Annotated in this window: 22 protein-coding genes and 3 pseudogenes; 16 read left to right on the top strand and 9 right to left on the bottom strand. The window is 33.8% G+C overall.

Annotation, left to right across the window (positions count from 1 at the left end):
* Window positions 1-277 precede the first annotated feature (277 nt).
* On the top strand, window positions 278-988 hold the full coding sequence (locus NSS97_RS16115; RefSeq protein WP_044441744.1) for an alpha/beta hydrolase: 711 nt from the start codon (window positions 278-280) through the stop codon (window positions 986-988).
* Between the two features lie 115 nt (window positions 989-1,103).
* On the opposite strand, the gene NSS97_RS16110 is transcribed toward NSS97_RS16115, so the two are convergent.
* A complete protein-coding gene (locus NSS97_RS16110; protein WP_002013629.1) occupies window positions 1,104-1,469 on the bottom strand; it encodes a YxeA family protein in 366 nt (121 codons plus the stop codon).
* A 578-nt stretch (window positions 1,470-2,047) separates the two neighbouring features.
* Between NSS97_RS16110 and NSS97_RS16105 the strand changes: the two genes are divergently transcribed.
* Window positions 2,048-3,586, top strand: a complete 1,539-nt coding sequence (locus tag NSS97_RS16105; RefSeq protein WP_044441741.1) for an alpha/beta hydrolase — start codon at window positions 2,048-2,050, stop codon at window positions 3,584-3,586.
* Window positions 3,587-3,704: 118 nt separating this feature from the next.
* Here the strand turns inward: NSS97_RS16105 and NSS97_RS16100 are convergent, their stop codons facing one another.
* Window positions 3,705-3,860, bottom strand: coding sequence for an acyl dehydratase (locus tag NSS97_RS16100; protein WP_080784555.1), 156 nt, complete (start codon window positions 3,858-3,860; stop codon window positions 3,705-3,707).
* Between the two features lie 111 nt (window positions 3,861-3,971).
* Between NSS97_RS16100 and NSS97_RS16095 the strand changes: the two genes are divergently transcribed.
* The 7 genes and pseudogenes from NSS97_RS16095 (at window position 3,972) to NSS97_RS30520 (ending at window position 9,363) form a co-directional block, all read left to right on the top strand.
* A complete protein-coding gene (locus NSS97_RS16095) occupies window positions 3,972-4,358 on the top strand; it encodes a general stress protein (RefSeq protein ID WP_044441740.1) in 387 nt (128 codons plus the stop codon).
* A gap of 68 nt (window positions 4,359-4,426) precedes the next feature.
* Window positions 4,427-4,828 (top strand): hypothetical protein, encoded by a 402-nt coding sequence (locus NSS97_RS16090; RefSeq protein ID WP_044441739.1) that lies wholly within the window; start codon window positions 4,427-4,429, stop codon window positions 4,826-4,828.
* Window positions 4,829-4,863: 35 nt separating this feature from the next.
* Window positions 4,864-5,889: a ParM/StbA family protein gene (locus NSS97_RS16085; protein ID WP_341113361.1), complete on the top strand. Its 1,026-nt coding sequence runs from the start codon at window positions 4,864-4,866 to the stop codon at window positions 5,887-5,889.
* A gap of 294 nt (window positions 5,890-6,183) precedes the next feature.
* Window positions 6,184-7,134 carry a magnesium transporter CorA family protein gene (locus tag NSS97_RS16080; protein ID WP_044441736.1) on the top strand — a complete coding sequence of 317 codons (951 nt, stop codon included), beginning with the start codon at window positions 6,184-6,186 and terminating at the stop codon, window positions 7,132-7,134.
* Window positions 7,135-7,605: 471 nt separating this feature from the next.
* A pseudogene (locus NSS97_RS16075) lies at window positions 7,606-8,038 on the top strand (MarR family winged helix-turn-helix transcriptional regulator).
* 219 nt (window positions 8,039-8,257) lie between these two features.
* Window positions 8,258-9,136: a LysR family transcriptional regulator gene (locus NSS97_RS16070; RefSeq protein ID WP_044441733.1), complete on the top strand. Its 879-nt coding sequence runs from the start codon at window positions 8,258-8,260 to the stop codon at window positions 9,134-9,136.
* Between the two features lie 35 nt (window positions 9,137-9,171).
* Window positions 9,172-9,363 (top strand): DDE-type integrase/transposase/recombinase, encoded by a 192-nt coding sequence (locus NSS97_RS30520; protein WP_044441732.1) that lies wholly within the window; start codon window positions 9,172-9,174, stop codon window positions 9,361-9,363.
* Between the two features lie 154 nt (window positions 9,364-9,517).
* Here NSS97_RS30520 and NSS97_RS16060 read toward each other — a convergent pair whose 3' ends face one another.
* The 4 genes from NSS97_RS16060 to ycaC all read right to left on the bottom strand — a co-directional run bounded on the left by NSS97_RS16060 (window position 9,518) and on the right by ycaC (window position 13,441).
* Window positions 9,518-11,353, bottom strand: a complete 1,836-nt coding sequence (locus NSS97_RS16060) for an amidohydrolase (RefSeq protein ID WP_341113357.1) — start codon at window positions 11,351-11,353, stop codon at window positions 9,518-9,520.
* Between the two features lie 13 nt (window positions 11,354-11,366).
* The gene (locus NSS97_RS16055) at window positions 11,367-11,960 is read right to left on the bottom strand and encodes an antibiotic biosynthesis monooxygenase (protein ID WP_044441728.1); all 594 of its coding nucleotides are present in this window, start codon (window positions 11,958-11,960) and stop codon (window positions 11,367-11,369) included.
* Entirely contained in the window at window positions 11,957-12,601 is a 645-nt protein-coding gene (locus NSS97_RS16050) for an isochorismatase family protein (RefSeq protein ID WP_107886644.1), read from the bottom strand. The genes NSS97_RS16055 and NSS97_RS16050 overlap by 4 nt, the downstream gene beginning before the upstream one ends.
* 195 nt (window positions 12,602-12,796) lie before the next feature.
* Window positions 12,797-13,441, bottom strand: coding sequence for an isochorismate family cysteine hydrolase YcaC (gene ycaC / locus NSS97_RS16045; protein ID WP_044440380.1), 645 nt, complete (start codon window positions 13,439-13,441; stop codon window positions 12,797-12,799).
* A gap of 516 nt (window positions 13,442-13,957) precedes the next feature.
* On the opposite strand from ycaC, the gene NSS97_RS16040 reads away from it, so the two are divergent.
* The 3 genes and pseudogenes from NSS97_RS16040 to NSS97_RS16030 all read left to right on the top strand — a co-directional run.
* Window positions 13,958-14,794, top strand: coding sequence for an alpha/beta fold hydrolase (locus tag NSS97_RS16040; RefSeq protein ID WP_044440378.1), 837 nt, complete (start codon window positions 13,958-13,960; stop codon window positions 14,792-14,794).
* A gap of 590 nt (window positions 14,795-15,384) precedes the next feature.
* On the top strand, window positions 15,385-16,974 hold the full coding sequence (locus tag NSS97_RS16035; protein WP_341113350.1) for a bifunctional metallophosphatase/5'-nucleotidase: 1,590 nt from the start codon (window positions 15,385-15,387) through the stop codon (window positions 16,972-16,974).
* A 189-nt stretch (window positions 16,975-17,163) separates the two neighbouring features.
* Window positions 17,164-17,445: pseudogene (locus NSS97_RS16030) on the top strand (M15 family metallopeptidase); the annotation flags it as partial.
* Window positions 17,446-17,629: 184 nt separating this feature from the next.
* On the opposite strand, the gene NSS97_RS16025 reads toward NSS97_RS16030, so the two are convergent.
* Window positions 17,630-18,049, bottom strand: a complete 420-nt coding sequence (locus tag NSS97_RS16025) for a DUF1259 domain-containing protein (protein WP_107886646.1) — start codon at window positions 18,047-18,049, stop codon at window positions 17,630-17,632.
* A gap of 647 nt (window positions 18,050-18,696) precedes the next feature.
* Between NSS97_RS16025 and NSS97_RS16020 the strand changes: the two genes are divergently transcribed.
* Window positions 18,697-19,959: a Y-family DNA polymerase gene (locus NSS97_RS16020; RefSeq protein ID WP_341113347.1), complete on the top strand. Its 1,263-nt coding sequence runs from the start codon at window positions 18,697-18,699 to the stop codon at window positions 19,957-19,959.
* Window positions 19,960-20,049: 90 nt separating this feature from the next.
* Here NSS97_RS16020 and NSS97_RS16015 read toward each other — a convergent pair whose 3' ends face one another.
* A complete protein-coding gene (locus NSS97_RS16015) occupies window positions 20,050-21,480 on the bottom strand; it encodes an IS4 family transposase (RefSeq protein WP_002184625.1) in 1,431 nt (476 codons plus the stop codon).
* 324 nt (window positions 21,481-21,804) lie between these two features.
* On the opposite strand from NSS97_RS16015, the gene NSS97_RS16010 reads away from it, so the two are divergent.
* The 3 genes from NSS97_RS16010 to NSS97_RS16000 are packed head-to-tail and all read left to right on the top strand — an operon-like array spanning window position 21,805 to window position 25,305.
* Window positions 21,805-22,902 (top strand): tyrosine-type recombinase/integrase, encoded by a 1,098-nt coding sequence (locus tag NSS97_RS16010; RefSeq protein ID WP_341113345.1) that lies wholly within the window; start codon window positions 21,805-21,807, stop codon window positions 22,900-22,902.
* A complete protein-coding gene (locus NSS97_RS16005; RefSeq protein ID WP_341113343.1) occupies window positions 22,899-24,908 on the top strand; it encodes a tyrosine-type recombinase/integrase in 2,010 nt (669 codons plus the stop codon). The genes NSS97_RS16010 and NSS97_RS16005 overlap by 4 nt, the downstream gene beginning before the upstream one ends.
* On the top strand, window positions 24,901-25,305 hold the full coding sequence (locus NSS97_RS16000; protein WP_341113340.1) for a DUF6262 family protein: 405 nt from the start codon (window positions 24,901-24,903) through the stop codon (window positions 25,303-25,305). Before NSS97_RS16005 ends, NSS97_RS16000 begins: the two co-directional genes overlap by 8 nt.
* Before the next feature lie 238 nt (window positions 25,306-25,543).
* On the opposite strand, the pseudogene NSS97_RS15995 reads toward NSS97_RS16000, so the two are convergent.
* Window positions 25,544-25,813 (bottom strand): annotated as a pseudogene (locus NSS97_RS15995) (IS4 family transposase); the annotation flags it as partial.
* Window positions 25,814-25,845 lie beyond the last annotated feature (32 nt).

Genomic DNA, 25,845 nt, shown 5'->3' with positions numbered 1-25,845 from the left:
AAAACGGCATTTCAGGGCTCGTATTATTTTTTCTAAACTTATCCCGCATTAACGGGCAGTAAGACCCCCACCTCAAAATTCAGCGGAAGCAAAGAAGTTAGGTGGGGGATCAACTGCCCGTAAAAGCCCGATTGGTTCAACTAATAATCAGTGGGGGATGAACAAAACCCCCACTGATTAAAGTTTCACTTTATTAGTTAAGATTATTCGATAAGTATAGTAATGATAATTTAAAGTATAGAATATAGAATATACACATCTTAGGGAGGGCATACATGTGAAGCAGTGGATGAAAATTGTTCTATACTCTTTACTAGGTATTTTACTTATGGGAAGTGTTACGTTTTTTGTTTGGTCTCAGTTTACTTATAAACCAACGAAAGAGGCTTTGTCGTTAGTAGATGATAAAAAAGATGAGGATAATATAGTTTTTGGAGAGAAAGAGGCTAAAATAGGGGTTATTTTTTATCAAGGTGCTAAAGTAGAAGTTGAATCTTATAGTTACTTAGGGGAAGCTCTTGCAAAAGATGGGCATTTTGTAGTGATGCCTAAGTTACCATTAAACTTAGCGATACTTGGAATCAATGCGGTAGACAGTGTAATTGAAAAGTATCCTGAAGTTCAAAAATGGTATGTTGCGGGGCATTCAATGGGGGGAGCTATGATTTCTAAGTATGCCTTTCAACATGAAGACAAGGTAGAGGGGATCATTTTCTTAGGTTCGTATCCTGCAGAAGATTTTTCTATCAAATCGATTCCGATGTTATCAATTTATGGGGAAGTAGATGCTTTAGCAACTGTAGAAAAAATAGAGAACAATAAAAAGTTAATGTCAAAGAATACAACTATGCACATGATAAAAGGCGGAAACCATGCTCATTTTGGCATGTATGGTGAGCAAAAAGGTGATAATGCGAGCTTAATTACGTCAAAAGCACAACAAGATGAAACAGTGAAAGTAATTGAAGAATGGTTATTAAAACAATGATAGCGAATGTAATAAATTTACCGAAAGGATTCTCCCACCTCAAGTATGTGTAGGAAGATAGCCTAACGGTAGGTGGGAGAGATAATAAAGAGCCAACTCGTACGCATTGGCTCTTTTATTTATTTGCTATCTCCAATTGTCCCCTTATTTTCTCCGGAATGTCCTTTTCAGAAATAATGTCGTAGGAATAGACATACTTACCTTTCACATGAATTTTTAAGTAAGTTTTTCTTATAAAATCATTAGGAGTGTTCGTTCCTACTTTATATTCCTTCTCATTCCTTAATTCATCAACACCTTTTAGCGAGTACATAGCTCTTCCTTTATGATGGTAATCTGGAACGCCATATTCCTCCGCAATAGCGTATACATTTTTTTCTTCAGCAATCGGATTAAATCTGTCTAAATCTCCGCGTAATATGAAAGGTAGTAAGTATATAGGTAGGCCTATTCCTAGTATGCAAATTACAAATTTCTTCATGATCGTTTCTCCTCTTGTTCATTTACATGATTCAGTATAGAAAAAAATTCTTATAAATATAGAGGGAAATTCCTTAAGGTTTTCTTAATAAAGTTTAACCGTGTGAAGAAAGATTGACTTGAGCATTAAGCTTACGGAATGAATAGCCAAATAACCTGTTTTCTTTATTTTTTGATGGCAGGTTATTTGGTTTTATATTGGTATGAGTGAATTAAGAAATAAGTGGGATTTAGGAACTAGAATAAATTTATCTTACAGTAATAAGAGAATTATCTAAATAAATTATAGTGAGAACAATTAAAGAAAGCATCTAGTGGGGTGCTTTTTTCTTTTGGAATAGAGAATCCCATGGGTCAGTTACATGTAATTCAGCGCTGTGCTTCTATGTCATTGGAAAATCCAATGATAAAAAAAGAGGGGGAAGGCGTTTTTTATTGAAGTTTGTTAATGATAGCTTTTTAACTTGTTAGGGGGGATCGTAAAATAGATTATTAATCTCTTTGATAATTTTTATTTTCCTTATAGTATTTGGCACACTGTATTAGAAATTTTTAATTTTGAAAGGAGAATCAATAATTATGGGTAAGAAAAGAAGAATAAGTAATAAGTTATTACTTGTCAGTGCAATTTGTACAATAATAATTCCCTCAGTCTCATATGCGGAGGAAGTAATTTCACCTGAAAATTTTACGAGTTCTTCAAGTTTGTATGAGGGACGGAATACGGAAGTATTGAAAACAAGCTTATATCCTGATACATATAATTATCTGTTTAACCACCAATTTATTTCGAAATTAAAGGAAGCAAACACAACTATAAAAAAAGTAGACAATAGTGATGATGAAAATCCTATTATATCTACTACTCTTTCATTTATTCGCCATATGAATAGTGAAGATTATAAATCTGCATTTGATTTAACCTCAAGGTCATTACAGAAAATAATATCCAAAGAATGGTTGAAGAGCTATTGGGAGGGACTGCCAGTTCAATTACAAGCAGGTTCTTTTATAGAAATTGGAGAGGTTACACAAAAAGAGACAAATCCTGTTCATACAAATGTGGAGATTCAATTAGTTTTTGAACAAATGACTGTACCTTTACTAATAAAACTAGATCCATCTGGAAAAATAGACGATTTTCAACTCAGCATGTCGTTTAGTCCTGTTGCAGAGCGTCCATCATATAGTAAGCCTGAATCATTTGTTGATAAAGAAGTGGTAGTTGGAAGTGGTGCATTTCCATTACCAGGAACATTGTCTGTTCCAAAAGGAAAGGGTCCTTTCCCAGCGGTTATTCTTGTTCAAGGATCTGGAGCAACTGATCAGGATGAAACAGCGTTTGCTTTAAAACCATTTCGCGATTTAGCTGAAGGTCTTGCATCGAAGGGAATTGCTGTCCTTCGCTATAATAAACGAACATATGAACATGGGTTGAAAACACAATTCAGTCCCTTTTATACAGTTGATAAAGAGACAACAGATGATGCTCTTCTTGTAACTCAATTTCTTAAAAATGAGCCTCTAATAGATAAGAATCAAATTTATATTCTGGGTCATAGTCAAGGTGGAATGATGCTTCCGAAAATGATTGAAAAAGACCAAAATCAAAATATTGCTGGGGCAATTGTAATGGGAGGGCCAGCTCGTACGATCCAAGACGTTGTTTTAGATCAATTTGAGTACCTTTTTTCTATTGGAGCAATGAACCTAGAGGAATATAAATTCTACAAATCGCAATTTGAATTATTAAATGATCCCAATTTCTCTAGTCAGAATCCCCCAAAAGATTTTTACTTAGGATCAGCAGTATTTTGGGATTCTATCCGGAAAATTAAAGCAGCAGAAATGTCAAAAGAACAAAAGACACCGCTTCTTATTATTCAAGGAGAAAGAGACTATCAAGTTCAATCAAAAATCGAAATTCCTCTTTGGAAAGAACAATTAAAAGAACGAGATAACGTTGATTATCGACTATATCCAAAGTTAAATCATTTCTTTACAGAGGGTGATGGGGAAATAAGTAAGCCGGATGAATATTATAGTCCTGCTAATATACCTGAGTATGTTATAAATGATATTGCTGCTTGGGTGCAAGGAAGATCGCAATTAAATTAGCAACCATATGTTTTAATAAAGACTTTCTTTCTGTAATCAAAATAGAAACATTTTTATTAGGTTATATGTTTTTTAAAAGCACTCTTTGAAAAGGAGTGTTTTTATATTTTCCTTTGATTTAATTAACGAAAAAAATATCTTGTACTCCTTTTGTAACTTTTTCTAAATAGAAATTTTCTATAAAATAAGGGGCTTGCCTTCCAAACAAATCGTTATTTGTAACGCTTTTATTAAAGTAAAGTTCTCGTGACATCGCTTTGATATTCAAAAACATTAATAACCTATTGTATTAAGTTTTTTGAAAATTTAGGTTTAACATCTTTAAAATAGGTGTATTACATATTACATAACAACTAAATAAAAAATCTAAAGGAGGAAAGATACCATGCATAAGAATGAAAGAAAACCGGTGGTTCATGAATATCAAAATGAACAGGAAGTAGTTATGAAAGTAAAAGAGCTAGAATTGCAAGGGATTCGCCAAGATGACATTTATGTCTTAGCACATGAAAAACATCTAACAAAAAGGATTGCGGATGATACAAACACAAATACGATTGGAGTAAAAGAACAAGGATTGGGCACAAGTATTATCAACTTTTTCTCCAAAAAAGGGGACGAACTCCGAAATCAAATGGAAGAAATGGGGTTGTCGAAGGAGGAAGCTAACTTATATGAAGAAAAACTAGATCAAGGGAGAATTTTACTCCTAGTAACAGCTGAAACACCAATGGCGAGTGATAGGCAGCCGCAAAACTATCATTCTCTCTAATAGATTGCAACATCTGATAAATCGGAAGTTAGTATTGAAGAAAATAAAAGTAGAGAAGGGTGAGAAAAATGAAACATACAATATTTAAATATACTGTGATCGGGATTACGACTGGAGTCATGGTCTCCTTATTAAAAAAAGAAAATCGGAAAGCTATACAAACAAAAGGAAAAAGCGTAAAAGACAAACTACAAGAAGGAAACATAAAGGAAACATTAGAGAAGGTAACTGAGACAAGTAAACAATTCTCTGTAACTGCAGCTAATGTTGCAAAACAAACATTACCACAACTGCTTACAGCCACACCAGTTGTCATTTCTACCATTAAAGATTTAACAGAAAACGAAAATAACAAAAAGAAAAAAGATGAAAAGGATTACGAAATAAATCAAAATAGTAAGGACATAGACGGGGAGAAAACGAAAAATGAAAAGAAATATATGAAAGAAGGGAAAGAAGAGAGTGCTTAGATTTAATTCTAAAAAGAGAAAGTGAGGAAAAAAGTATGAAATCTCTGTATGCAATTGATGTAGGAATTGGCTTTACCAAGCGGGCATATCGACAGGATGTAGATTCTGAGGTGACGATTAAGAGTGAAGCTTCCACACTAGCCCCTGTACCTAATCATGCTGAAAGTGAAGATTTAACAAAGGTAAGTTTTATAGACTTAGACTTTGCATACTACATGGGAAATGAAGCACATCAATCTGACGCTTCATTTCTTCCTCCATTTGACGAAGAAATAGAAAATTATTATGAAAGCGAACAGTTTAAACAACAAATATTTGGTTGCATTGCAAAGGATTATAAAGAAAATATCGTGTTACCTTTAGTTGTTACCGGGCTTCCCGTTACTTGTTTTGGTAGTCAGCATGAACAATTACAAAATGTATTAAAAAAAGAAACTTCCGTGCAAATTGATGGGAAATTTATTAATATTACGGTGGAAAATGCTTTGATTCTTCAGCAACCGGTCGCTTTACATGCCTATTTCTTAAAAGAGGGAATCATTCAGGAACGAGATCGTATCTTAATTATTGATGGTGGATTTCGTACATTAGAAATGACAGATATGAAACAGAATGTCATTTTAAATCATTATGAGACAGAACTAGGATGTAGCAAGCCTTTGAAAAATATTAAGAATATCCTGCAGAATCATGCGGGGGAAAGTAATCACTTGCATATTAACGACATGCCAAAAATATTAGAAAAAGGATATGGAGGTCGAGAAGAAAATCCTCAGACAAGTCAGGTTGATACTTTGATTCAAAAAGAGTTGGATACACACTTCCAAGACGTTATGCGTGTATTACAAGAACAATTTAAGTTAGACCAGTATGACACTATTATTTGGACAGGAGGAATAGTAGATATCCACAAAAAACGAATTGAAAAAATGCAAGGTGAAATTTCTTCTTTCCGTATGGTAGACGCTTCGAAAGAGGCTGCACTTCATGGATACTATATGATTGGAAGTCAAGTATGTGACGACATCACCAATCAATCTGCATATGAATCCAAATTATAATAACGACCGAAATGGAGTTCGTTGAATAGACGGCCAAATTATGTGGCTTCTTCTCCACATATAAATAAGAAAAGATAAAAAGTGCTTGTATAGAGGAAATGTTTAAAATTGAGAATACAAATAACTAATATATAGGGGGTCTTCCTTCTAACAGAATAAGACCTCCTATGCCATTTAGTTTGTAATTTAGATGATCTAAAAACTTTTCCTCGAAGACATGAATACCTACATACAAATTTCATATTACGGATATTATTCGATCAAACATAAAACTATTCAGAAAGGAAGAATAATATGGAATGCATAAAAATGCCGAAATGGAATTGGTATCATGTGAAAACTAGTGAGCTTGAAAAACTTTCTTCTATAATCCCTCGTGATGTAACATCTTATTTCTCTCAATTTGTAAAGAAAATAAGTTCTCCTTGTGAAAATGGATTATATGTTTATACGTTATCACCAAGTCAAACTTGTGTATATGGTTCGTTTTTATATGATCAAGATAAAAAGGACGCCAAAATTCAAAAATTTCTTCATTATTTCGTAGCTCATGGAATATTGATAACGGTCCAGGAAAAAGAGGAAGAGGATTTTCAAGAATTAATACATAATTTCCCTATGGGTATAAAAAATTGTAATAGTTCCGCTGAAGGATTATGTGCCATCTTATCAATGTTTATATCTCACTATTTGCGAGAGGTTGACTATTTTGAAAACCATTTTAGAAATGTATTATGGGATTTTTATCATCATAATAACATAGCAGTTTTAGAAAGAATTTATCATATTCGTCATGAATTATTTATGAACACACATGTGTTTCGCTTAATACAAGAAGTGTTACAAGGCCTGAAAGAAGCTTGGTTAGAAAACATAACAAACACCCTTTGTTATAAACAAACACACGTAAAATTAGAGCGTGGATTACAACTTGTTAAAGAGTACCAAGAAGAATTAGACACGATGATTCATTTACAAGAAGTTGTTTCTTCTCATCGTGGGAATGAAATTATGAAAGCCCTTACTGTATTAACTGCTGTAAGTACGCCTTTGACGGCCTTAGGAGCATTGTGGGGGATGAATTTTAAATATATGCCTGAACTAGAATGGAAATATAGCTATTTAATCGCTCTCTTATTTATTATTTTCACAACAGGTGGTATGTATTTGTATATGCGAGTCAAAGGATGGACAGGTGATTTATTACGAGTAAAGAAAAAGAAATCTTTTTTTAAATCTCATTAATCCTGTTTATAAAAAATATGATAGATATTAACCATAGGTATATGGTTAGTAATATTTATTAATTGAGGTAGTGCCATATCCCCATCAAGTTAAAGTTTTGATGTCCCCGCAATGATAAAAATGGTGAATATTTATATGAAAGATTAGAGCTCTCCTTCTTGTAGGAGGGCTCTAATCTTTTTTTTAAAACCATATTATATACAGGGGCAGACTCATCATCTGAAATTTGTCCGGATTCAATTTAGAATATGACAAAAGAGAACTTGCGTTAGAAAACAAGCTCTCTTTAAAAGAAATAACGTAATTGAGATACTTATATATTAACAATTGTTTTCTTCTAATTCCATATGTCTCATGTTGAGAAATAAATTATAAGTGGTGTAATAAAACTAAAAAGGATTATTGACATAATATTTAGACGATAATATAATGAATCTCGAATTCAAGATAACTTGTAAAGGATTGGTAATTATGAGCGTGATTAACGATGAGAGCTTATCTTTAAAGTTATTTGTTATATTATCAAGGGCAGTACAGTCAATTACTAAGCGTATTGAAAAGGATATAAAAAATTATGGACTTAATCCAACTAATTTTGCATTGCTTGAGCTACTATACAGTAAAGGCAATCAGCCTATAAAAAAATTGGAGACAAAATATTACCTGCAAGTAGTAGTATCACGTATGTAGTGGATAGGTTGGAAAAGAAGAGGTGAAAACCATGTCCTAAAGACCGCCGTGTCACGTATGCGTCAATTATTTTAGAAGATAGTGAATTAATGGATACTATTTTCCTTCAGCATAAAGAGGGGATTCGGCAAATATTTGGTAGTTTGGACTATATGGAGAAAAAATGATAATTGAACAGTTGAAAAAGTTAGGATATTACGCACAGGAATTGTGAGTTTTTGGAGATTATTTCTGTTTAGTAATATCCTAATTAAATATAAGTTAAATAAATAGGAGGAAAAATTAATAAATGGTAGTAAATTTATTGTAATACAAAATGAATAAATCATGTAATTGCAATTGATATAGTAGGAAAGATAGTTGTTATGTATAACGTATACATATCGTCCTTTTCATTATAAATCTTTCATAAAGCGGAGAGTGGGTATCAAGAATGGAATTACGTCATTTAGAGTATTTTATTCAAGTTTGTAATAATAATAGTTTTACTAAAGCTGCGGAAGTTCTAGGTATTTCACAGCCGACTTTAAGTCAACAAATACGTGTTTTAGAAGGTGAACTTGATACACCCTTGTTTCATCGAGTTGGAAGAGGGATCAAAATGACTGAAGCGGGTAAGCTGCTATTTGATAAAGGAAAATTTATCATGCAACAATTTGATGACGTTTATAATGAAATTTTTGAATTAAAGGGTGTAAAAAGAGGTGTGATTACTATAGGAGGTTTATTAGAGGATCTCACTTATTTAACACCTTATATTATGAAGTTTCAACAACATTATCCCAACATCGTAGTAAAAATTATAGAGTCCGAAGTTGCTGTAAATCAAATCGTTGACAAAAATATTGATTTAGGGATCACACGTAGTGCTCAAATTCCAGACACATTAACAAGCACCCTTTTGTATAGCGAAGAGCTCGTCCTTGTAATTCCAAAAAACCATCCTTTGAATGAAAAATCATTTGTTTCTTTTCGAGAATTAGCAGGGCTCAGTAGAATAATGGTTTCATGTAGTTGTCGGGAATCTATTAAGATATATTCTGAGAGTTTAGGGTTATCTTTATCTGAAGCAAACATAGAAACAAAATCTTCTATTTCTCTATTGAGCCTTGTATACAATGGACATGGGGTTGCCATAATACCTCTTTCACTGGTTGACTTTGTTAATAATGATAATTTGAGCATGGTTCGTATTACTGATCCGACACCAAGTCAGGATATTAATCTTATTCACTTTGATGATAAATTTTTAAGTTTTGCAGCACGTATCTTTATGCAGAAGTTAAATGAGCCTGAAAAAGTATCAGTATAATAGAAACAATAATGATTATAGTGTGAGAATTAAAAATGATACATAATTCTTGGGATAAGACCTATATTAAAGTCAAAGGGCAGTGGATTTATATGTGTGGTGTATCCGATTTAAATGGGAATACCATTGACTTTTACTTAAGGGAAAAAGGACAAACTTTGCAAGGAAAGAAGTCTGTCAAAAAACAAATCAAGTTAATCAATCAACTATTCGGTCTTATTGCATAGTAATAGATTTCGTTAGGGATATACTGCTATTTCGAATCTACATAGAGCCCATATTACCATTATGATCTTAATACCAATACTATTTGGATCCGTCTTCGGCTCCAAACCCTTATTGTAGAAAGAAAACCACCGGCATTATACCGGTGGTTTTGACTTAGAAAGCAAAGCAAGTACAACCAATACCCCATTTAGTTCCATCTTTTCCTATTACAGTATGAGTGTGTTGATGGAGAGGGTTACTGCAACTATGTAACTTGTGATCATGGGCATCGTGAGAAAGTATAGTGTGGGCTAGGTTAGCACCACCATAACCATAAACTCCCGTCGGTGCCCAATCAGGTGATGCTGGCGGCAGTTCAGGTGATAAATTTTTAAATTCATCATTTCCATAAACAACCTGCCCACCCATAATGGTGAGTAATGATTCAAGGTCTTTGATTTCTTCTTCTGGCACAGTAAAGTAGTCGGCAGACAATACAGCAATATCAGCAAACTGACCTACTGCAAGGGTTCCCTTTTTACCTTCATCACCAGAGAACCATGCACTTCCTTTTGAATATAATTCCAGGGCTACTTTTCTATCAAGTTTATTTTTTTCATCGTATATCGAAAGACCGCCAATGGTTTTTCCGGCAACCATCCAGTAAAGAGCAACCCAAGGATTATAGCTAGAAACCCTGGTTGCATCACTACCGGCACCAACAGGTATACCCAGGTCTAACATACGATAAATCGGAGGAGTACGCTTTGCAGCTTCCTTTCCGTATAAATCAACAAAGTATTCACCTTGAAAAGCCATGCGGTCTTGGATGGCAATACCGCCATTTAAAGCCTTAACACGTTCCATACTGCGATCTGAGATTGTTTCTGCATGGTCAAACCACCATCGTAGACCATTAAAAGGAATTTCTTTGTTGACTTCCTCAAATACATTTAAGAAACGTGTTATTGACTCGTCATAAGTTGCATGTAAACGAAATGGCCAACGGTTTTCTACCAATAGAGAAATTACTTTCTTTAAGTCAGCTTCCATCATCGTAGCTAGTTCGGGCCGTGGCATTTGAAATTTTTCAAAATCGGCTGCCGAGAATACTAACATTTCTCCGGCACCATTCATTTTATACTTATCATTTCCTTGACCTGGAGAAACAATTTTTGCCCATGAAGCAAAGTCTTCATATTCATGATTAGGATTTTGCGTAAATAGATTATAAGCAATACGCAAAGTTAATTGTTCCTTCTCGGCTAAATGTTCAACAACTTTGTAATCATCAGGATAATTTTGGAAACCGCCACCTGCGTCAATGGCACTTGTAATACCTAATCTATTTAATTCGCGCATAAAATGGCGAGTTGAATTAATCTGGTCGTCAAAATTAAGTATTGGAGCTTTACCCAAACTTGAATAAAGAATAGAAGCGTTAGGATTCGCAATTAAAAGGCCCGTTGGATTACCTTGTTTATCCCGCTCAATTAAACAGCCTGGAGGGTCTGGAGTATCTTTTGTGTATCCCAGTGCACGCAGCCCAACACGATTTACAAGTGCTCTATCGTAAAGATGTAGCACAAAGACAGGTGTGTCTTCAGAAACAGCATTAATCTCTTCCAAAGTTGGCAGCCGTCTCTCTTTAAATTGAAATTCAGACCAACCTCCAACTACCCTTACCCACTGAGGAGCAGGTGTACGCCTTGCCTGTTCTTTGAGCATTTCGAGAGCAATGGCAAGTGAAGGGACACCTTCCCATCGTAATTCCATATTATAATGAAGACCGCCACGAATAACGTGTATATGAGAGTCATTCAGGCCTGGAATAGCTCTCTTTCTTTTAAGGTCTATTTTTTTTGTTTTTTCTGTGGCACTATCAAGAAGCTCATCTCCACCTACTGCAGTTATTAAACCATCAGTTATGGCGATAGCAGATACCTCAGGTTGAGAGGGATCAAGGGTAGTAATTTTTCCGTTATATAAGATCATATCCGGTAAATTCATGTTCACACCTCGTCTACTTCCTATTATTTTGTAACCATGGATGAAATAATTTACCGAAAATCGGCATAACTACCCATGATAGTAAGGACACTATACATACAGAAACAAAAAAGGCTGACATAATAGGATTCATATGTTTTATTATAGGTCCTATCACTTTAGGAACTAACATGCTAAGAGGCCATACACCCAGAAGGGTAACAATAGACATTTTCCATTTTGGCGGTGGAACTGGCGTTTTCGGAGTAACAAACCAATAAGCCAAACTGCTTTCAGTTTTGTAAGTTGGATTAGTAGCTTGAAATTGTTCTGCCGTTTTTAACAAATCTCGACGAACATCTGATTCTTGCCAAGCACGTAGATGCTCATACGTATCAAAACGAAAAATAACAGTATACTCCCTGGATTCGTTATTGGGGACTATTAGATTTACGCCTAAATGCCCTGGGAATTTAGTAGCAGCAGCTTCGATTTCATGTCTCCATGTTTCAAACTGTTTTTCGCTACCTTCTTGAATTTCCCATGTAACAATCGTTGTTACTGGATCGCCAGCATCCATCGTGTTCCCTGTATGAGTCTCTCCGACAGCTACTCCTTCTTGTTTCATATTTTCCTGCTTGGAAGCGCGCCATGCACCATAGTATATGCGTATTCTACGCCTTGACCATAAGCACCAGTGTGTTCCTTTACAATTTCCATTACAGCATCATAAGTGTCTTTGCGTGCCCAGTCGCGTTGGTATTCAAGTAAAACTTGAATCGCTGTCACTGGAATTGCACCAGCTTGTTCTACACGACGCATAGCAGCGTTATGCGCTGTCAAACTAGTACCACCTGAAGCATCATCAACTGCATAAACCTCATATCCAGCTTTAATTGCTTCAAGCACAGGGAATGCAAGGCAAACTTCAGTCCAAAGTGCTGCAAATATTAATTTCTTTCTACCTGTTGCTTTAACTGCCTCAACAAATTTTAGATCTTCCCAAGAGTTCATTGAACTACGTTCTATAATTTCATGGTTTGGGAATATGTCAAGAATTTGTGGCCAAAAATAACCAGAAAAGCTGCGTGTTTCAACTGTAGTAAGAATAGTAGGTACGTTAAAAGTTTTTGCTGATTTAGCAAGCAGCATAACGTTATTAATTAATGTTTGTCTATCAATACTTGCAACACCAAAAGTCATTTGAGGCTGAAAATCAATCAAGATTAAGGCGCTGTTCTCCGGGTTTAACAATTCTAAATTACTCATAATAAAACGCTCCTTTTTTATTATTTAAGATTAAATTTTGAAAGTAATGTATCTTCTGTCAATATAAGCTGTAATCGTAAAAATAAAAGCTTTACTATACTTTTTAATTTAAAAGAGAGTGCTGATTTAATCAGCACTAAATTTATACTATCCATTTTTTTGAAAGTGATTTAAAGCTATTTCTTTGAAATACATTTATGCATTTTGTTTACTAAGATCTCGCTGAGCTCCCATATAGCTTCCAATTATATTTTGATAGCCTGGAAGATTACTAGCAAGCAAATTGCCAAAACCTTCGACATCGTTGCGCCAATCGCGTTGTAATTCGCAAGCTACGCTAAACCAGTTCATAAGTTGCACGCCATTATGTGCCATACGAGTATTGGCAGCATCTGCAACTTGTTTACTGAAAGTTCCTGAAGCATCAGTAACAGCAAATACTTCATATCCAGCTTTTATAGCGGAAAGTGCCGGGAAAGCAACACAAACGTCCGTAACTACGCCCGCGATGATAAGTTGTTTTTTTCCAGTTTCTTCGATTGCTTTTACAAAATCATCATTATCCCATGCGTTAATTTGTCCAGGTCGAGCTATTTTTTGTGAGTGAGGAAAGAGATCAACCAATTCTTGCATTAAAGGTCCGTTAGGTCCGTTTTCAAAGCTTGTTGTTAAAATAACTGGTAAATCAAAAAACTTAGCAGTGTGAGCAAGAGCTAAAACATTGTTCTTGAATTCATCAACACCATAGTCACGTACTAGCCCGGACATAAGACCAGTTTGATGATCTACTAAAAGAACGACAGCATCATCTTTGTTAATACGAGAATAGAGATCAGCCATTATGTATTCCTCCTAAAAATTAAGTAATCGAAGAAAGTTTAAATAGTCGAATATTATCATGATTTTCTTCGTTTGTTACGATTAGTTTGTAACTAAGCTGAACGATAATATTAGTTATAACAGCATTCACAGAATATGAAGCGCTATACAAATTTATAGTATTTGAAAACCGATTCATTAATCAATTCTAAATTATCTATAATTCGGATAGATGGTGACTATAGTTATTTTCACCATAAAATTGATTGGTTTTACCTATACATTCTATAGATAGAACAGTATTGATAGTCACCTATTTTTGTTACTAGAATTGAATATGAGGAATATTCAGCAATTATTTTGTGATGAAAAAGTTATTAGAGGGGGAATTGTTCCATAAACAGAGAATGAATTCATTGGAACAATAGAGTTTCATGCTTAGAGTTAACAACATAAACACGCATAAATAGGTTACGAGATTCATCCGGATTATTGAAGAAAAGGATATATATTAAAATATTTTTTGGAGGTAGAAGAATGGCGAAAATTACTGTAGGAACCGAAAATCAAGCACCAATTGAGATATATTATGAGGATCATGGCATAGGAAAACCAGTTGTACTAATTCATGGTTGGCCGTTAAGTGGTCGATCTTGGGAATACCAAGTTCCCGCTCTTGTTGAGGCTGGATACAGAGTTATAACATATGATCGTCGAGGCTTTGGAAAATCATCTCAGCCGTGGGAAGGGTATGAATATGATACCTTTACTTCTGATTTACATCAACTATTAGAACATTTAGAGCTTCAAAATGTCACACTTGTTGGTTTTTCTATGGGTGGAGGCGAGGTAGCTCGGTATATTGGAAAATATGGAACCAATAGAGTAGAGAAGGCTGTATTTGCAGGAGCTGTACCACCATTCCTTTACAAGTCAGCAGATCATCCTGAGGGTGTATTAGATGATGTAGCAATTCAAGGATTTGAAAATGGAGTAAAAAGTGATCGGCTAGCATTCCTTGATGAGTTTACGAAAGGATTTTTTGCTGCTGGAGATCGAACTGACTTAGTTAGTGAACCATTTCGACTTTACAATAGGGATATCGCTGCGGGTGCATCACCTAAAGGAACACTAGATTGTATCGCTGCTTTCAGCAAAACTGACTTCAGAGGCGATTTAGCCAAGGTTAATATACCTACCCTTGTTATTCATGGTGATTCAGATGCAACTGTACCATTTGAATATAGTGGGAAATTAACACATGAAGCAATTCCTAATTCTAAAGTAGCGTTAATAAAGGGTGGTCCACATGGGCTAAATGCAACGCATGCCAAAGAATTTAATGAAGCACTCCTATTATTTTTAAAGGACTGATTACAACTATATAATTGTTAACCGATAAATTATAAACAAGTAAAAATAAAGCTTTATAAAAGATGCTCTTGGATAAATCCAGGAGTATCTTTTTAAATTAGGAGTAGTGCACAACGGTAATCTTCCATTATGAAATTTCTATTCATTTTTAAATGGTGATATTGAGATGTTAGGTTGATATATACTCATTAGTTTCGAATTGAATATTCTTCTTAACAGCAAAAATTTATTGATTAGAGTTTTTTTAGGTCACTTAGATGTATTGCTATATTACTATCAAGATAATATTTTGAATAATCCTCAAAATAAAGAAATGCACATTTTCTTCTTTTGGGTAGTGAAGTTTCTTAAGTTGAGTGGGGGCCTTTATATCCTAATCCAAAAGTGTAGGCTTACAGCCTACAAATAATCATCTCCCTCTAAAAATTGTCGTTTTACACCTTCACATTTTTGAGGAAGAAATATTTTGTCAGAAAACAATAAAATTTTATTAATTTTTATAATTAGTTGAATTTTTATAGAAATAATTCTCTTAATATATTAAAATAACATCGTATTATGTCAGATTTTAATTAGGGGAGAGAAATTTTATGTTGAAAAAAATTATTCCAGTTGCTTTAGCACTAAGTACAGTTACTTTTACTAGTGTATTTGCTGCGCCTTCAGCCCAAGCAAGTACAGAACCAAACCGCTACATAGATGTGCAAATGCTCGGTATTAACGATTTTCATGGGCAACTAGACACTGTAAAAAAAATTAACAATAAAGATGCAGGGGGAATTGAGTACTTAGGAGCTTATTTACGTGATCGTGAAAAACAAAATCCGAATACATTAAAGGTACATGCTGGCGATGTTGTTGGAGCAAGTACTCCTGTTTCAGCATTATTACAAGACGAACCTACGATTGAATTTCTAAATGATTTGAAATTCGATGTTGGAACTATAGGAAATCATGAATTTGATGAAGGTGTTGCAGAAATGAACCGCCTTATTTATGGTGGGTACCATGAGAAAACAGGGAATTTTAAAGGAGCAAAATTCCCATATGTTGCCGCAAATTTCTATAATAAATCCACTGGTCGTTTATTTTTACCACCATTCACTATAAAAAAGGTACAAGGAGTTCCTGTTGGATTTATCGGAGTCGTAACAACGGATGTTCCTAACCTTGTTATGCCTACTATGCTAAAGAATGTGGAAATTACAGATGAAGTTGAAGCTATTAACAAATCCGTAAAGCAATTAAAAAAACTAGGCGTTAAATCTATCGTTGTTCTTGCACATAACGGAGGTACAACAGATGGGAACGGCGTAACAAATGGTGATATCGTCCGATTAGCAAATGAGACTGATCCAGAAGTCGATGTTATTTTTGGTGGGCATAGCCACACTTATGTAAATGGAACTGTTAATAATAAACTTGTCGTACAAGCAAATTCGTATGGTATGGCTTTTGCTGATGTTGATGTAAAGATTGATCGTAAGACACAAGATATTGTTGAGAAAAAAGCAGAAATTGTTACAACTTACCATGAAGGTATGGAGCCTGATAAAAAAATAAAGAAGAAGATGGAGAAATATCAAGCAAAAATCGCACCTCTTGTTAATGAAGTTGTAGGTAAGTCTATTGCTCCACTAGATCGCAAACTAAATACGGCTGGTGAATCTACTCTTGGAAATTTAGTTGCTGATGCCCAGCGTACAACAATGCAATCTCAAATTGCACTTATGAATCCTGGTGGTATTCGTAATGACTTAGATGCTGGTGATATTACATGGGGAGAGATATATGGTATTCAACCATTCGGAAATCAATTAATAAAAGTAAATTTAACAGGTCAGGACATTCGTGATATTTTAAATCAACAATGGCAAAAAGACATAACAAGAATGCTTCAAATTTCAGGGATCCAATACACTTGGGATGCGAACAAGCCTAATGGAGAAAAAGTAACAAGTATTAGCTTAACAAATGGAGAAGAAATTATTCCTTCTAAAACTTACAGCGTCGTTGCGAACGCATTTTTAGCTTCAGGAGGAGATGGATTTGTGTCCTTTAAAAACGGGAAAGATGCTGAAACAGGACCAACTGATTTTGAAGCATTAGTAGATTATATAAAACAAGCAACAGAACCAATTCAACCTATTATTGATGGAAGAATTCAAAGAATAAATTAGTTTTTTATTAATCTTAAAAACAACTAGATTACCTGTGCGCTATACTTTTTAGTGTGCAGGTAATCTATTTTTTGTGGATTTGAAATAGCGTCTTACCGTGGCCAGTGGATATACCGTCTAGATGCAGAGTGCCGAAAACAATGAAGTAAACAAAAGTCGATATCTTAAACGTACAGGGAGTCCTTTTTTGAAAAAACAGGACATAGCGAACATCAAACAGGCTTAACGATGGATGTTTCTTCAAAAAGTGCAAATAATGAACTAGAGCTATCGTTTGCTAAGACTAAGGAAGGGAAATGGCTGAAAGAAAATGCGCATCGTGCGGGATTTATCATTCGTTATCCGAGGGAAAAAGAAAATATAACTGTTTATGCGTATGAACCTTGGCACATTCGCTATGTAGGGGATGTTGCTGAAAAAATATACAAGGAAAAACTAACTTTAGAAGAATATATGAATAAGAGAAAATAAAGCTGAAGTAGATTAACATATTTTTGTTTATAAAACAGTACGATACTTTATTTTACTAACTTGAACAACTGCCTATCTGAAAATTTGTTAGGCAGTCTTTTTTATTTTTGGGTACAAAGTGAAACGATTTTATTATCTTCACACATATGGGAAATATAAGATGTAAATACATCCCAAACACCAATTAATGTCCCTCGTTATTAGCGATAGGATAGCTACTTAAGGACAAAAAAGAATTCGCCAACTTTTTTGCAAAATGTAATGGGGGCTCTACCGATTGGATATGAATGTACATAATTAAGGGATTCATGTACAGCCAGTGATTATGTAAAGCACTAACAATAATTCCTTGTTGCACAATGGAACTCATAAATGCAGGAATCTCTTCTTGTAGAACAGCGATTTCGCCTAAATTTAATGCATCACCATTTTGATCCAACGATTCAAAACTTACTCCGGCGGGTACTACATAGGTACTTGGTTTTCCTTGTACAAGCACTCTAAAATCGCGGTGAAAAGACACCGAACAACCAACATGACTTATTTTACTTTTCCCTTTAAGTATTGTAGCAAATTGTTCACAAATGAAATTAAAGTTGTGCATAAATTCAATTCCTTTCTCGTACAAAATTATGTAATTAGAGATTCGATTAGGGGAAATTGCTGTCTCTCTTAAAGAAGGGAAACACAGATAAACAATCTTTCTTGAAAAAGATTAATGTATCCGATTTATTAAATTTATGATTCATGATAGTCCGTTCGAGATATTGTTATAAAAAATAGATAAAGTATGCAATTATACGCTTTTAGTTTATGTAGGTTAGATAAATATGTGTCTAAATTTGAATGATAAAACTAGAAAAACAACGTTGAGAAAATAACCAATAATATTTTATTTTCTATAAAAAAGCACTACTAAATAGTATTCTTTTTCGAAATAAGTCTTTCTTATATAAGTATATTCCTAATATAAAAATATTTATTTAAATACATGACTTTTTTGAATACTAAAGAATGGGTTCTAAAATACTGTGCTTATTCACGAAGAATTCAGTTGTTTCTCCTTTTATCTATTTACATTTTTAAGTATAGAAAATAGTTCTTATGAATATAGAGGGAAATTTTTTAAGTTTTTCTTAAAAAGATTTTAATAACGGTTATTTTAACCAAAATTTTCATGAAAATACCTTCAAAAAGAACGTTAGTTCGTATATAATAAGAACAAACGTTCTTTTGTTGGGAGTGATAACCTTGTATGATTATTCTCTTTTACCGAATCGCATTATTTTATGTGTAGATCTTCGTAGCTTTTATGCAAGCGTATCATGCATTAAAAAAGGACTTGATCCACGATATACAAAATTGGCTGTCGTAGGAGATGTAAACCGTAGTGGATCAATCGTATTAGCGGCAACACCGCCATTAAAAGCGTTAGGAATTAAGAAAATGGCACGGTTGTACGAAATACCGAAGCGGCCAGATATTATTATTGTGAATCCGATTATGCATACGTATGTGAAATGTTCAAATTACATAACGGGCTTAGCTTTACAGTATGTTGCGCCGGAAGATTTTCATCAATATAGTATCGATGAGTTTTTCATGGATATGACTGCAAGTATTCATTTATTTGCGAGTAATCCGTGCGAATTCGCATTAAAGTTCAAGCGAGAAATATATGAACGTACACGGATCGAAAGTACGATTGGTATTGGTCCGAATTTATTATTGAGTAAAGTAGCGATGGATGTTGAGGCAAAAAAGAATAAAGATGGAATAGAACAGTGGACGTATGACGATATACCCGAGAAGTTATGGAGTATTAGACCGCTCAGTAAATTTTGGGGTATATCGTATAAAACTGAAATGAAATTGAATCGAAAAGGTATACATACAATTGGAGAATTAGCTCAGTATCCTTTGAAATATTTAAAGCAATCTTTCGGTGTAATAGGGGAAGAATTACATCTACATAGTAACGGGATTGATTTTAGCAGAATAGCAGAGAAATACGTTCCAGCGACAACATCTATAGCGAAAAGCCAAATATTATTACGGGATTATTCGATAGAAGAGTTCATAGTTATTTTATTAGAGCATATAGAAGAAGTTTGTTACAGATTGAGACGAGAAAAGAAATACGCGCAAACGATTCATTTTTCAGTTGGGTATAGTAGGGAATACGGAGGAGGAATAAAAAAAGCACATACGTTAAACAGAGCAACAAATTTAACGATGGATATTTACAACGTTTGTACATATTTTTTATACGAACGGCATACAGGAGAGCCGATTCGCTCGATAAGTCTTTCCTTAACAAATTTAATACATGAAGGAGAAGAGCAAATTTCGCTTTTCGATAACATTATACAAAGAGAAAAAGAAATGAGATTAACGAAGGTTATGGACGAAATTCGAACACGATTTGGTAAGAACAGTATTTTACGTGGGATTTCTTACACAAGCGTCGCAACACATCGCTATCAAGCTAAGCTTATGCAAAGTCAATTTTAGGCGAGATTGTTTCTTTTTTCTAAAGGGCAAGTGTGGGTGATTGAAAGATTTGCATACGAAATAAACCCTAACGGGTTTCACTTTTTTGAATTAAGCGGCTTGATTATCAGGCATGGTACAATTGTAAACGACACCTAATATATCAAAGACCGTTTTTTTCTCATATCGATGAGATTTCCGCCCGTTTTGCTGTAGGAGATTGAACAGGCGAAGTAACACCTTTGATAGCTCTTGAGTGTTTTTTTGTATAGTTTGGAATAGAAGAAGAAAATAGTCTTTAATCATATATATGGCTTTATACTCACTAAGCTCTCGTTTTTTCTTCATGAGGAGCAATTGGCGCATTTGAAACATGATAGAAGAACAGAGTAGAATGGCAATCAACTGACCATATAAATGGCACTCCAATCGTTCTGGTTTTATCTTTTTACAATGATGAATTTGAAAGAATGACTTCCACGTTTTAAATAAAATTTCGATTTGCCAACGCAAAGAATACCAGTCATGTACCTGTCCCATCGGGACAATATCTGTAGGGGTGTTTGTCATATATACATTGATACCACTGAGTCGTTTACTACGAGGAGAATACTTCATTCCTTTCTTTTTTTCTCTTACAGCTTGATCTTGTAATCGTTTTTGTTGCTGTTGTTTTGTTAATCGATGAACAATTACACGAGCTGGCACTTTATCAATCATTCCTACATAAGCATCAGCTATTTCACATGTTTGTCCTGGTTGAAGGGAGTTCATTAACGTCTCCATATCTATCTGTATATACTCTGTACCTTTCTTAATTCTTCCATCTTGAAAATAATCAGGGTTAGGATTTTTTTGATAAATACGTGTATTTGACTTGATACGAGAGATATAGTAGGCCTCGTTATCTTGTATATATTGAAGGTCTTTTAAATGAAAATAACCTAAATCTCGGATACATAAATCATTCGCTGTCACAGTTGGGGCACACAGAGAGCCGTAAGTGCGATCATGTTGTTTACCTGGACCTGTATGAATATGTAGGAACTGTCCACTTAACAAATCATACTCAAGTTGAATTTTTATCCCAGCTGTATGGCTGCATCCTCCTGCACCTGGATAAACCGATGAAAATACATCCGGGAGTTGAAATGCAGTTGAATCTAAAATACGAATACGCTTGAAAACAGAAGTATATGGAGAAGAAATCGGCATAGATGAGATCAGTTTTTGGTTTAGTAGTTCAGCTAGTATGTGTTGTAAAAGTTGGACGGCCGCCTTATTAAATCGTTGATTCAGTCCTTCAGGACTGATAAGCACTGCTGTTGATGCTTCTAAACAGCTAGATAACTGAGTTAAAGAAGTCATAGCTACATTTTGGCTCACCCATACACATAAAGCGACTAAATCTTTTGCTTGGTACTTACTGGTTCGTTGTACAAAACCAACATCTCTAGCAAGATCCCGTAAGGTATTTGGAGATAAAAAACTTTGAATCTCTTGAGCAAATAGTTGTAATTCGTCAGACACAGAAACAGACATAAAAAACGCCATCCTTTCCTATGATTCTACAGAAAGAATAGCGTATTTTTTCATTCTAGGGGGCATTTCTTTTTATTAGCTTGATAGCGATGGCGTCGCAACAGCAAGATACAGAAACACATTATTAGGAGGGCACAAATCGTGAGAAATGCTAATATGCCAAAAGGAAGAGGAATGGTATTAACAATAGTATAATATATGAGTAGAGATAACGTATACAATGATAGTTGATTCTATTTTTTTGTCTCTTTGTAGAAGCTATAATAATAGTAAAAAGAGATAGTATTTATAGTATAGATAGATTGAACAGTTGGAGGTGGAAAAATGTTTAAAGTACAGAGTATTATTACATCATTTGGGGAAGAACGTTGGATGGTTTTACATAACAATGGTGAACCTGTTATCCCAGTCATGAAATTTATAAAACATAAGGATTCTTTAGGAAAAGCACCTAATACGCTTAAAACGTACTGTTATCATTTGAAAATATTCTGGTGTTTTCTAAACGAAAAGAATAAAGATTACAAAGAAGTGGATTTAAGTTTATTAACAGAATTCATTCATTGGTTAAGAAAGCCAACAGATGATATAAATACTATCTATTTAAATGATACAAAGAAGTTAGCGTACACCAAAAGAACTGAATCTTCCGTTAATTTAATTGCTAATTGTGTTATCGAATTTTTAGATTATCAATGGCGTAGTGGTCAAATCTTTTTTAACGTAAAATCCAAAGTTACAAAAGAAATCCATAATACAAGGCGTAAGTATCGTAAATTTTTAGATCACATAACACATACCTCAACAACAAAAATTAATATATTAAAACTTAAGGAACCTAAAAGAAAAATAAAAACAATTACTACTAAACAGGCAGAATTAATTCATATAGCATGTAACAACATAAGAGACGAGTTAATGATTCGTATTTTATATGAAGGAGGATTAAGAGCTTCTGAGCTATTAAGTTTATGGATAGAGGACTTCAATATCAATGATGGTAGTATCACTGTTAGAGAATCCAAAACACAAGCTGGAGAAAAAAGAAAAGTATATGTATCAAATGAAACAATGAATTTATTTCAAGATTATATTATTGATTATCATACTAATGATGTAGATTCTAACCATGTGTTTATTAATTTAAAAGGAAAAAATAAAGGGAAACCGATGCAATATTGGGCTTTGCAAGCTGTTATACGAATATTGTCTAAAAAAACGAAGATAGACTTTACCGCTCATACACTTAGACATACATGCGCAACACACCTTTATGATTTAGGTATGGATGCTGGTATCATTCAAAAATTATTAGGACATGCCCAGGTACAAACTACTTTAAACATGTATATTCATCCATCAGAAGAAACTATAAGAAAGCACTGGGATGAAGCCCAGCAGCATAGGAGAATGAGAAAATGAGTATAGTATCTATTAATTCCAATAAAATACAACGTAAAGCTATGAGTGAACTTAAAGGTTATTGGGCTCTAGATGAATGGACTGTTGAAGCGTTTCCTATACCAGATAGAAGGGGGAAAATTAAAGACAATATAAAATCTGTTGATTTCAGTAAAATTAGTAACGAATTTATTAAACTGGAGATAAAGTACTACTCTTTTTATTCTTTAACCAATGAAATTTGGCATTTATCCAGCTTTATCTACATGCATTTTAGTAAAATGTACTTTCTTTCAAAATTTTTAATCGAAAAATTCCCTCAAGTCACATCGATAATTGATATTCCTTACACTACATTATTAGATGAGTACAAATTATATCTAGCTGAAAATAATAAGCCGTTAAAACAATCCCATCATCGTGGAGGAGAATTTATTTCACCTTATCTTGGAGTATGTAAAAGTTTATACGATTTTTTCTCTAATTATTATGACGAACGACCTGAACATCAAAAAGATAAATGGAATGTAAAAAGATTAGGGATTCCATATAATATGTCTCGAAGAGACAGATTTCTTAATTTCACCAGTATAAAATTTCCCTTTCGGGAATTAGTTAAAAAATATGTATATCAAACATTACTTGTCCATCAACAAATTACCTTTGCGACAGCCCAAAATATTTTAAAGAAAATGTATTTGTTTTTTGATTTCATTGTAGAAACCCATCCAAAGTGGATAGATTTACAGAATCTTCAAAGGCAGGATATTGAAGATTTTTTATTCTATGTCAGAAATCGTAAGATGGGAGGAAAGAGTTATACGAAAAATCGTGTTCCTAGTAATCGTCATGTGTTAGAGTGCCTTTCAAATGTAAGAAGAATAATTGAATATATGCAAAGTTTCGAATGGAAAGAAGCACCTAAAACTCCTCTTAACAGGCTAATATTTTCGGAAGATTTCCCACGAAGAGAAAAGAAAAACTATCATCAGCATGTTAAACATGTACCAGATTTTATATGGGAGCAAGTATTGGAAAATCTACACAATTTAGATTCTGAAATTGCACGATTAATAGTCATTATGGAAGCAACAGGATTTAGAGTTTCAGATGTGTGTCAGTTACAATTAAATTGTTTAGTATATAAGCAAGATGGTTGGTGGTTGGTAGGAGATCAACGAAAGGTAAATGTAAAAGAACATATTGTTCCCATTTCAGAAGAAATTGTAGAAATCGTTAAAATACAACAAGAATATATTAACAATCATGAAAAAAAGCATAATAACCTAAATCAATTTTTGTTCCCTGTTCTTACTGGGAAAAATAGGGGAATGGCTTTTTCACAAAAATCGGTTACCTATGCATTAAATCAACTAGGGGAAAAATATAAAATCCTTGATAAAAATGGAGAAATATTTCTGTTTAAGAACCATGCTTTTCGACATAGATATGGGGTTAATCTAATTAATAATGGCATGAATATTCTTCATGTACAAAAGTTAATGGCACATACTAGTCCTGAAATGACATTAACTTATGCGAAAATTTCAGATAACACTCTGCGTATGGAATGGAAAAAAGTTCAAAACTCAATACGTATCGATACAACTGGAGAATTAATACAAACTAGTCTCCCCGAGCAGGCAGAAGAAAACGGTTTGGAACTAGAATGGATTCGCCATAACATGGACTCTATTCGTTTAGATCATGGATTATGCATAAAAAGTCCTAAGGTTAGCTGTGAATTCTTAGATTATTCGTTAGAAACCCCTTGTATTAAAAATAATTGTAGAAGTTTTCATGTAGATACAACATTTTTAGATTACTATAATGTACAGATATCGAAGATGGAAGAGGATATTATAAAATATCAAACTAGCGGTCGTACTCGTTCTATTGAATTGATTAAACCAAAACTTAATAAGTATAAGGAAATTAGAGACTCATTGAAAAATGAAATTGGGATCTTCGGTATGCCGAAACATAAACGTGAATATATAGGAGAGGAAAGAAAAATTGATGGTTAACAAACATCCGAATACAACGGGGTTATTGAATCATGCTTCTAAAAAAAAGAAGAAAACACAATATCGAGTGAATGAAGTAATACAGTTAATGATTAAAGAAGGACAAAAAATCAATTTTAATTCAGTTTCAGAAAAAGCCCTTGTTTCTAAAGCATATTTATATAGAGAACCCTTAATCAGAAAAAGGATTGAAGATTTGCGTCAACAGCAAGAAGGAATACACGATTTAAAAAAGATAAAAAGAAATACATCTGATGCTTCAAAAGATGTAATTATAGAAACTTTAAAAAATAAAATAAAGCTACTAAGACAGAAAGTTAAGACACTAGAAGACGAAAATCATCAACTGAAATCTCAGATAAAGAAAGATTTAGGGAAACTTTATGAAAATTTATAAGTGAAAATCCGACTTAAAGCTTATGAGTCGGATTTTTTACTCAATAGCTTTAATTTATAATACAACTACTAAACTTTAATATATCCAACTTAATTAGGGATAGCACTACATCGCTATCAAGCTAAGAAAATACAACTTCAATTATAGTAGAGGTTGTTTCTTTTTTAAAAGGCTAAGTGTAGAGAATTTAAAAATTTGCATGCGAAATAAACCCTATCGGGTTTCATTTTTTGAATTAGGCCGCTTTATTAAATCGTTGATTCAATCCCTCAGGAATGATGAGCACTTCTGTTGATGCTTCTAAGCAACTAGATAATTGAGTTAAAGAAGTCGTAGTGACATTTTGGCTCATCCATACACATAAAGCAACTAAATCTTTTGCTTGGTACTTACTAGTTCGTTGTACAAAACCAACATTTTTAGAAAGATTTCGTAAGATATTTGGAGATAAAAGGTTTTGAATCTCTTGAGCAAATAGTTGTAATTCATCGGATACAGAAATAGACATACAAAAACGCCATTCTTTCCTATGATTCTACA

Origin of the sequence: Bacillus sp. FSL R12-0074, from assembly GCF_038005725.1 — a bacterium.
In the GTDB taxonomy this organism is placed as follows: domain Bacteria; phylum Bacillota; class Bacilli; order Bacillales; family Bacillaceae_G; genus Bacillus_A; species Bacillus_A mycoides.
Note: the sequence above shows the minus strand (reverse complement) of the source record. Positions and strands in the feature narration are given on the sequence as shown.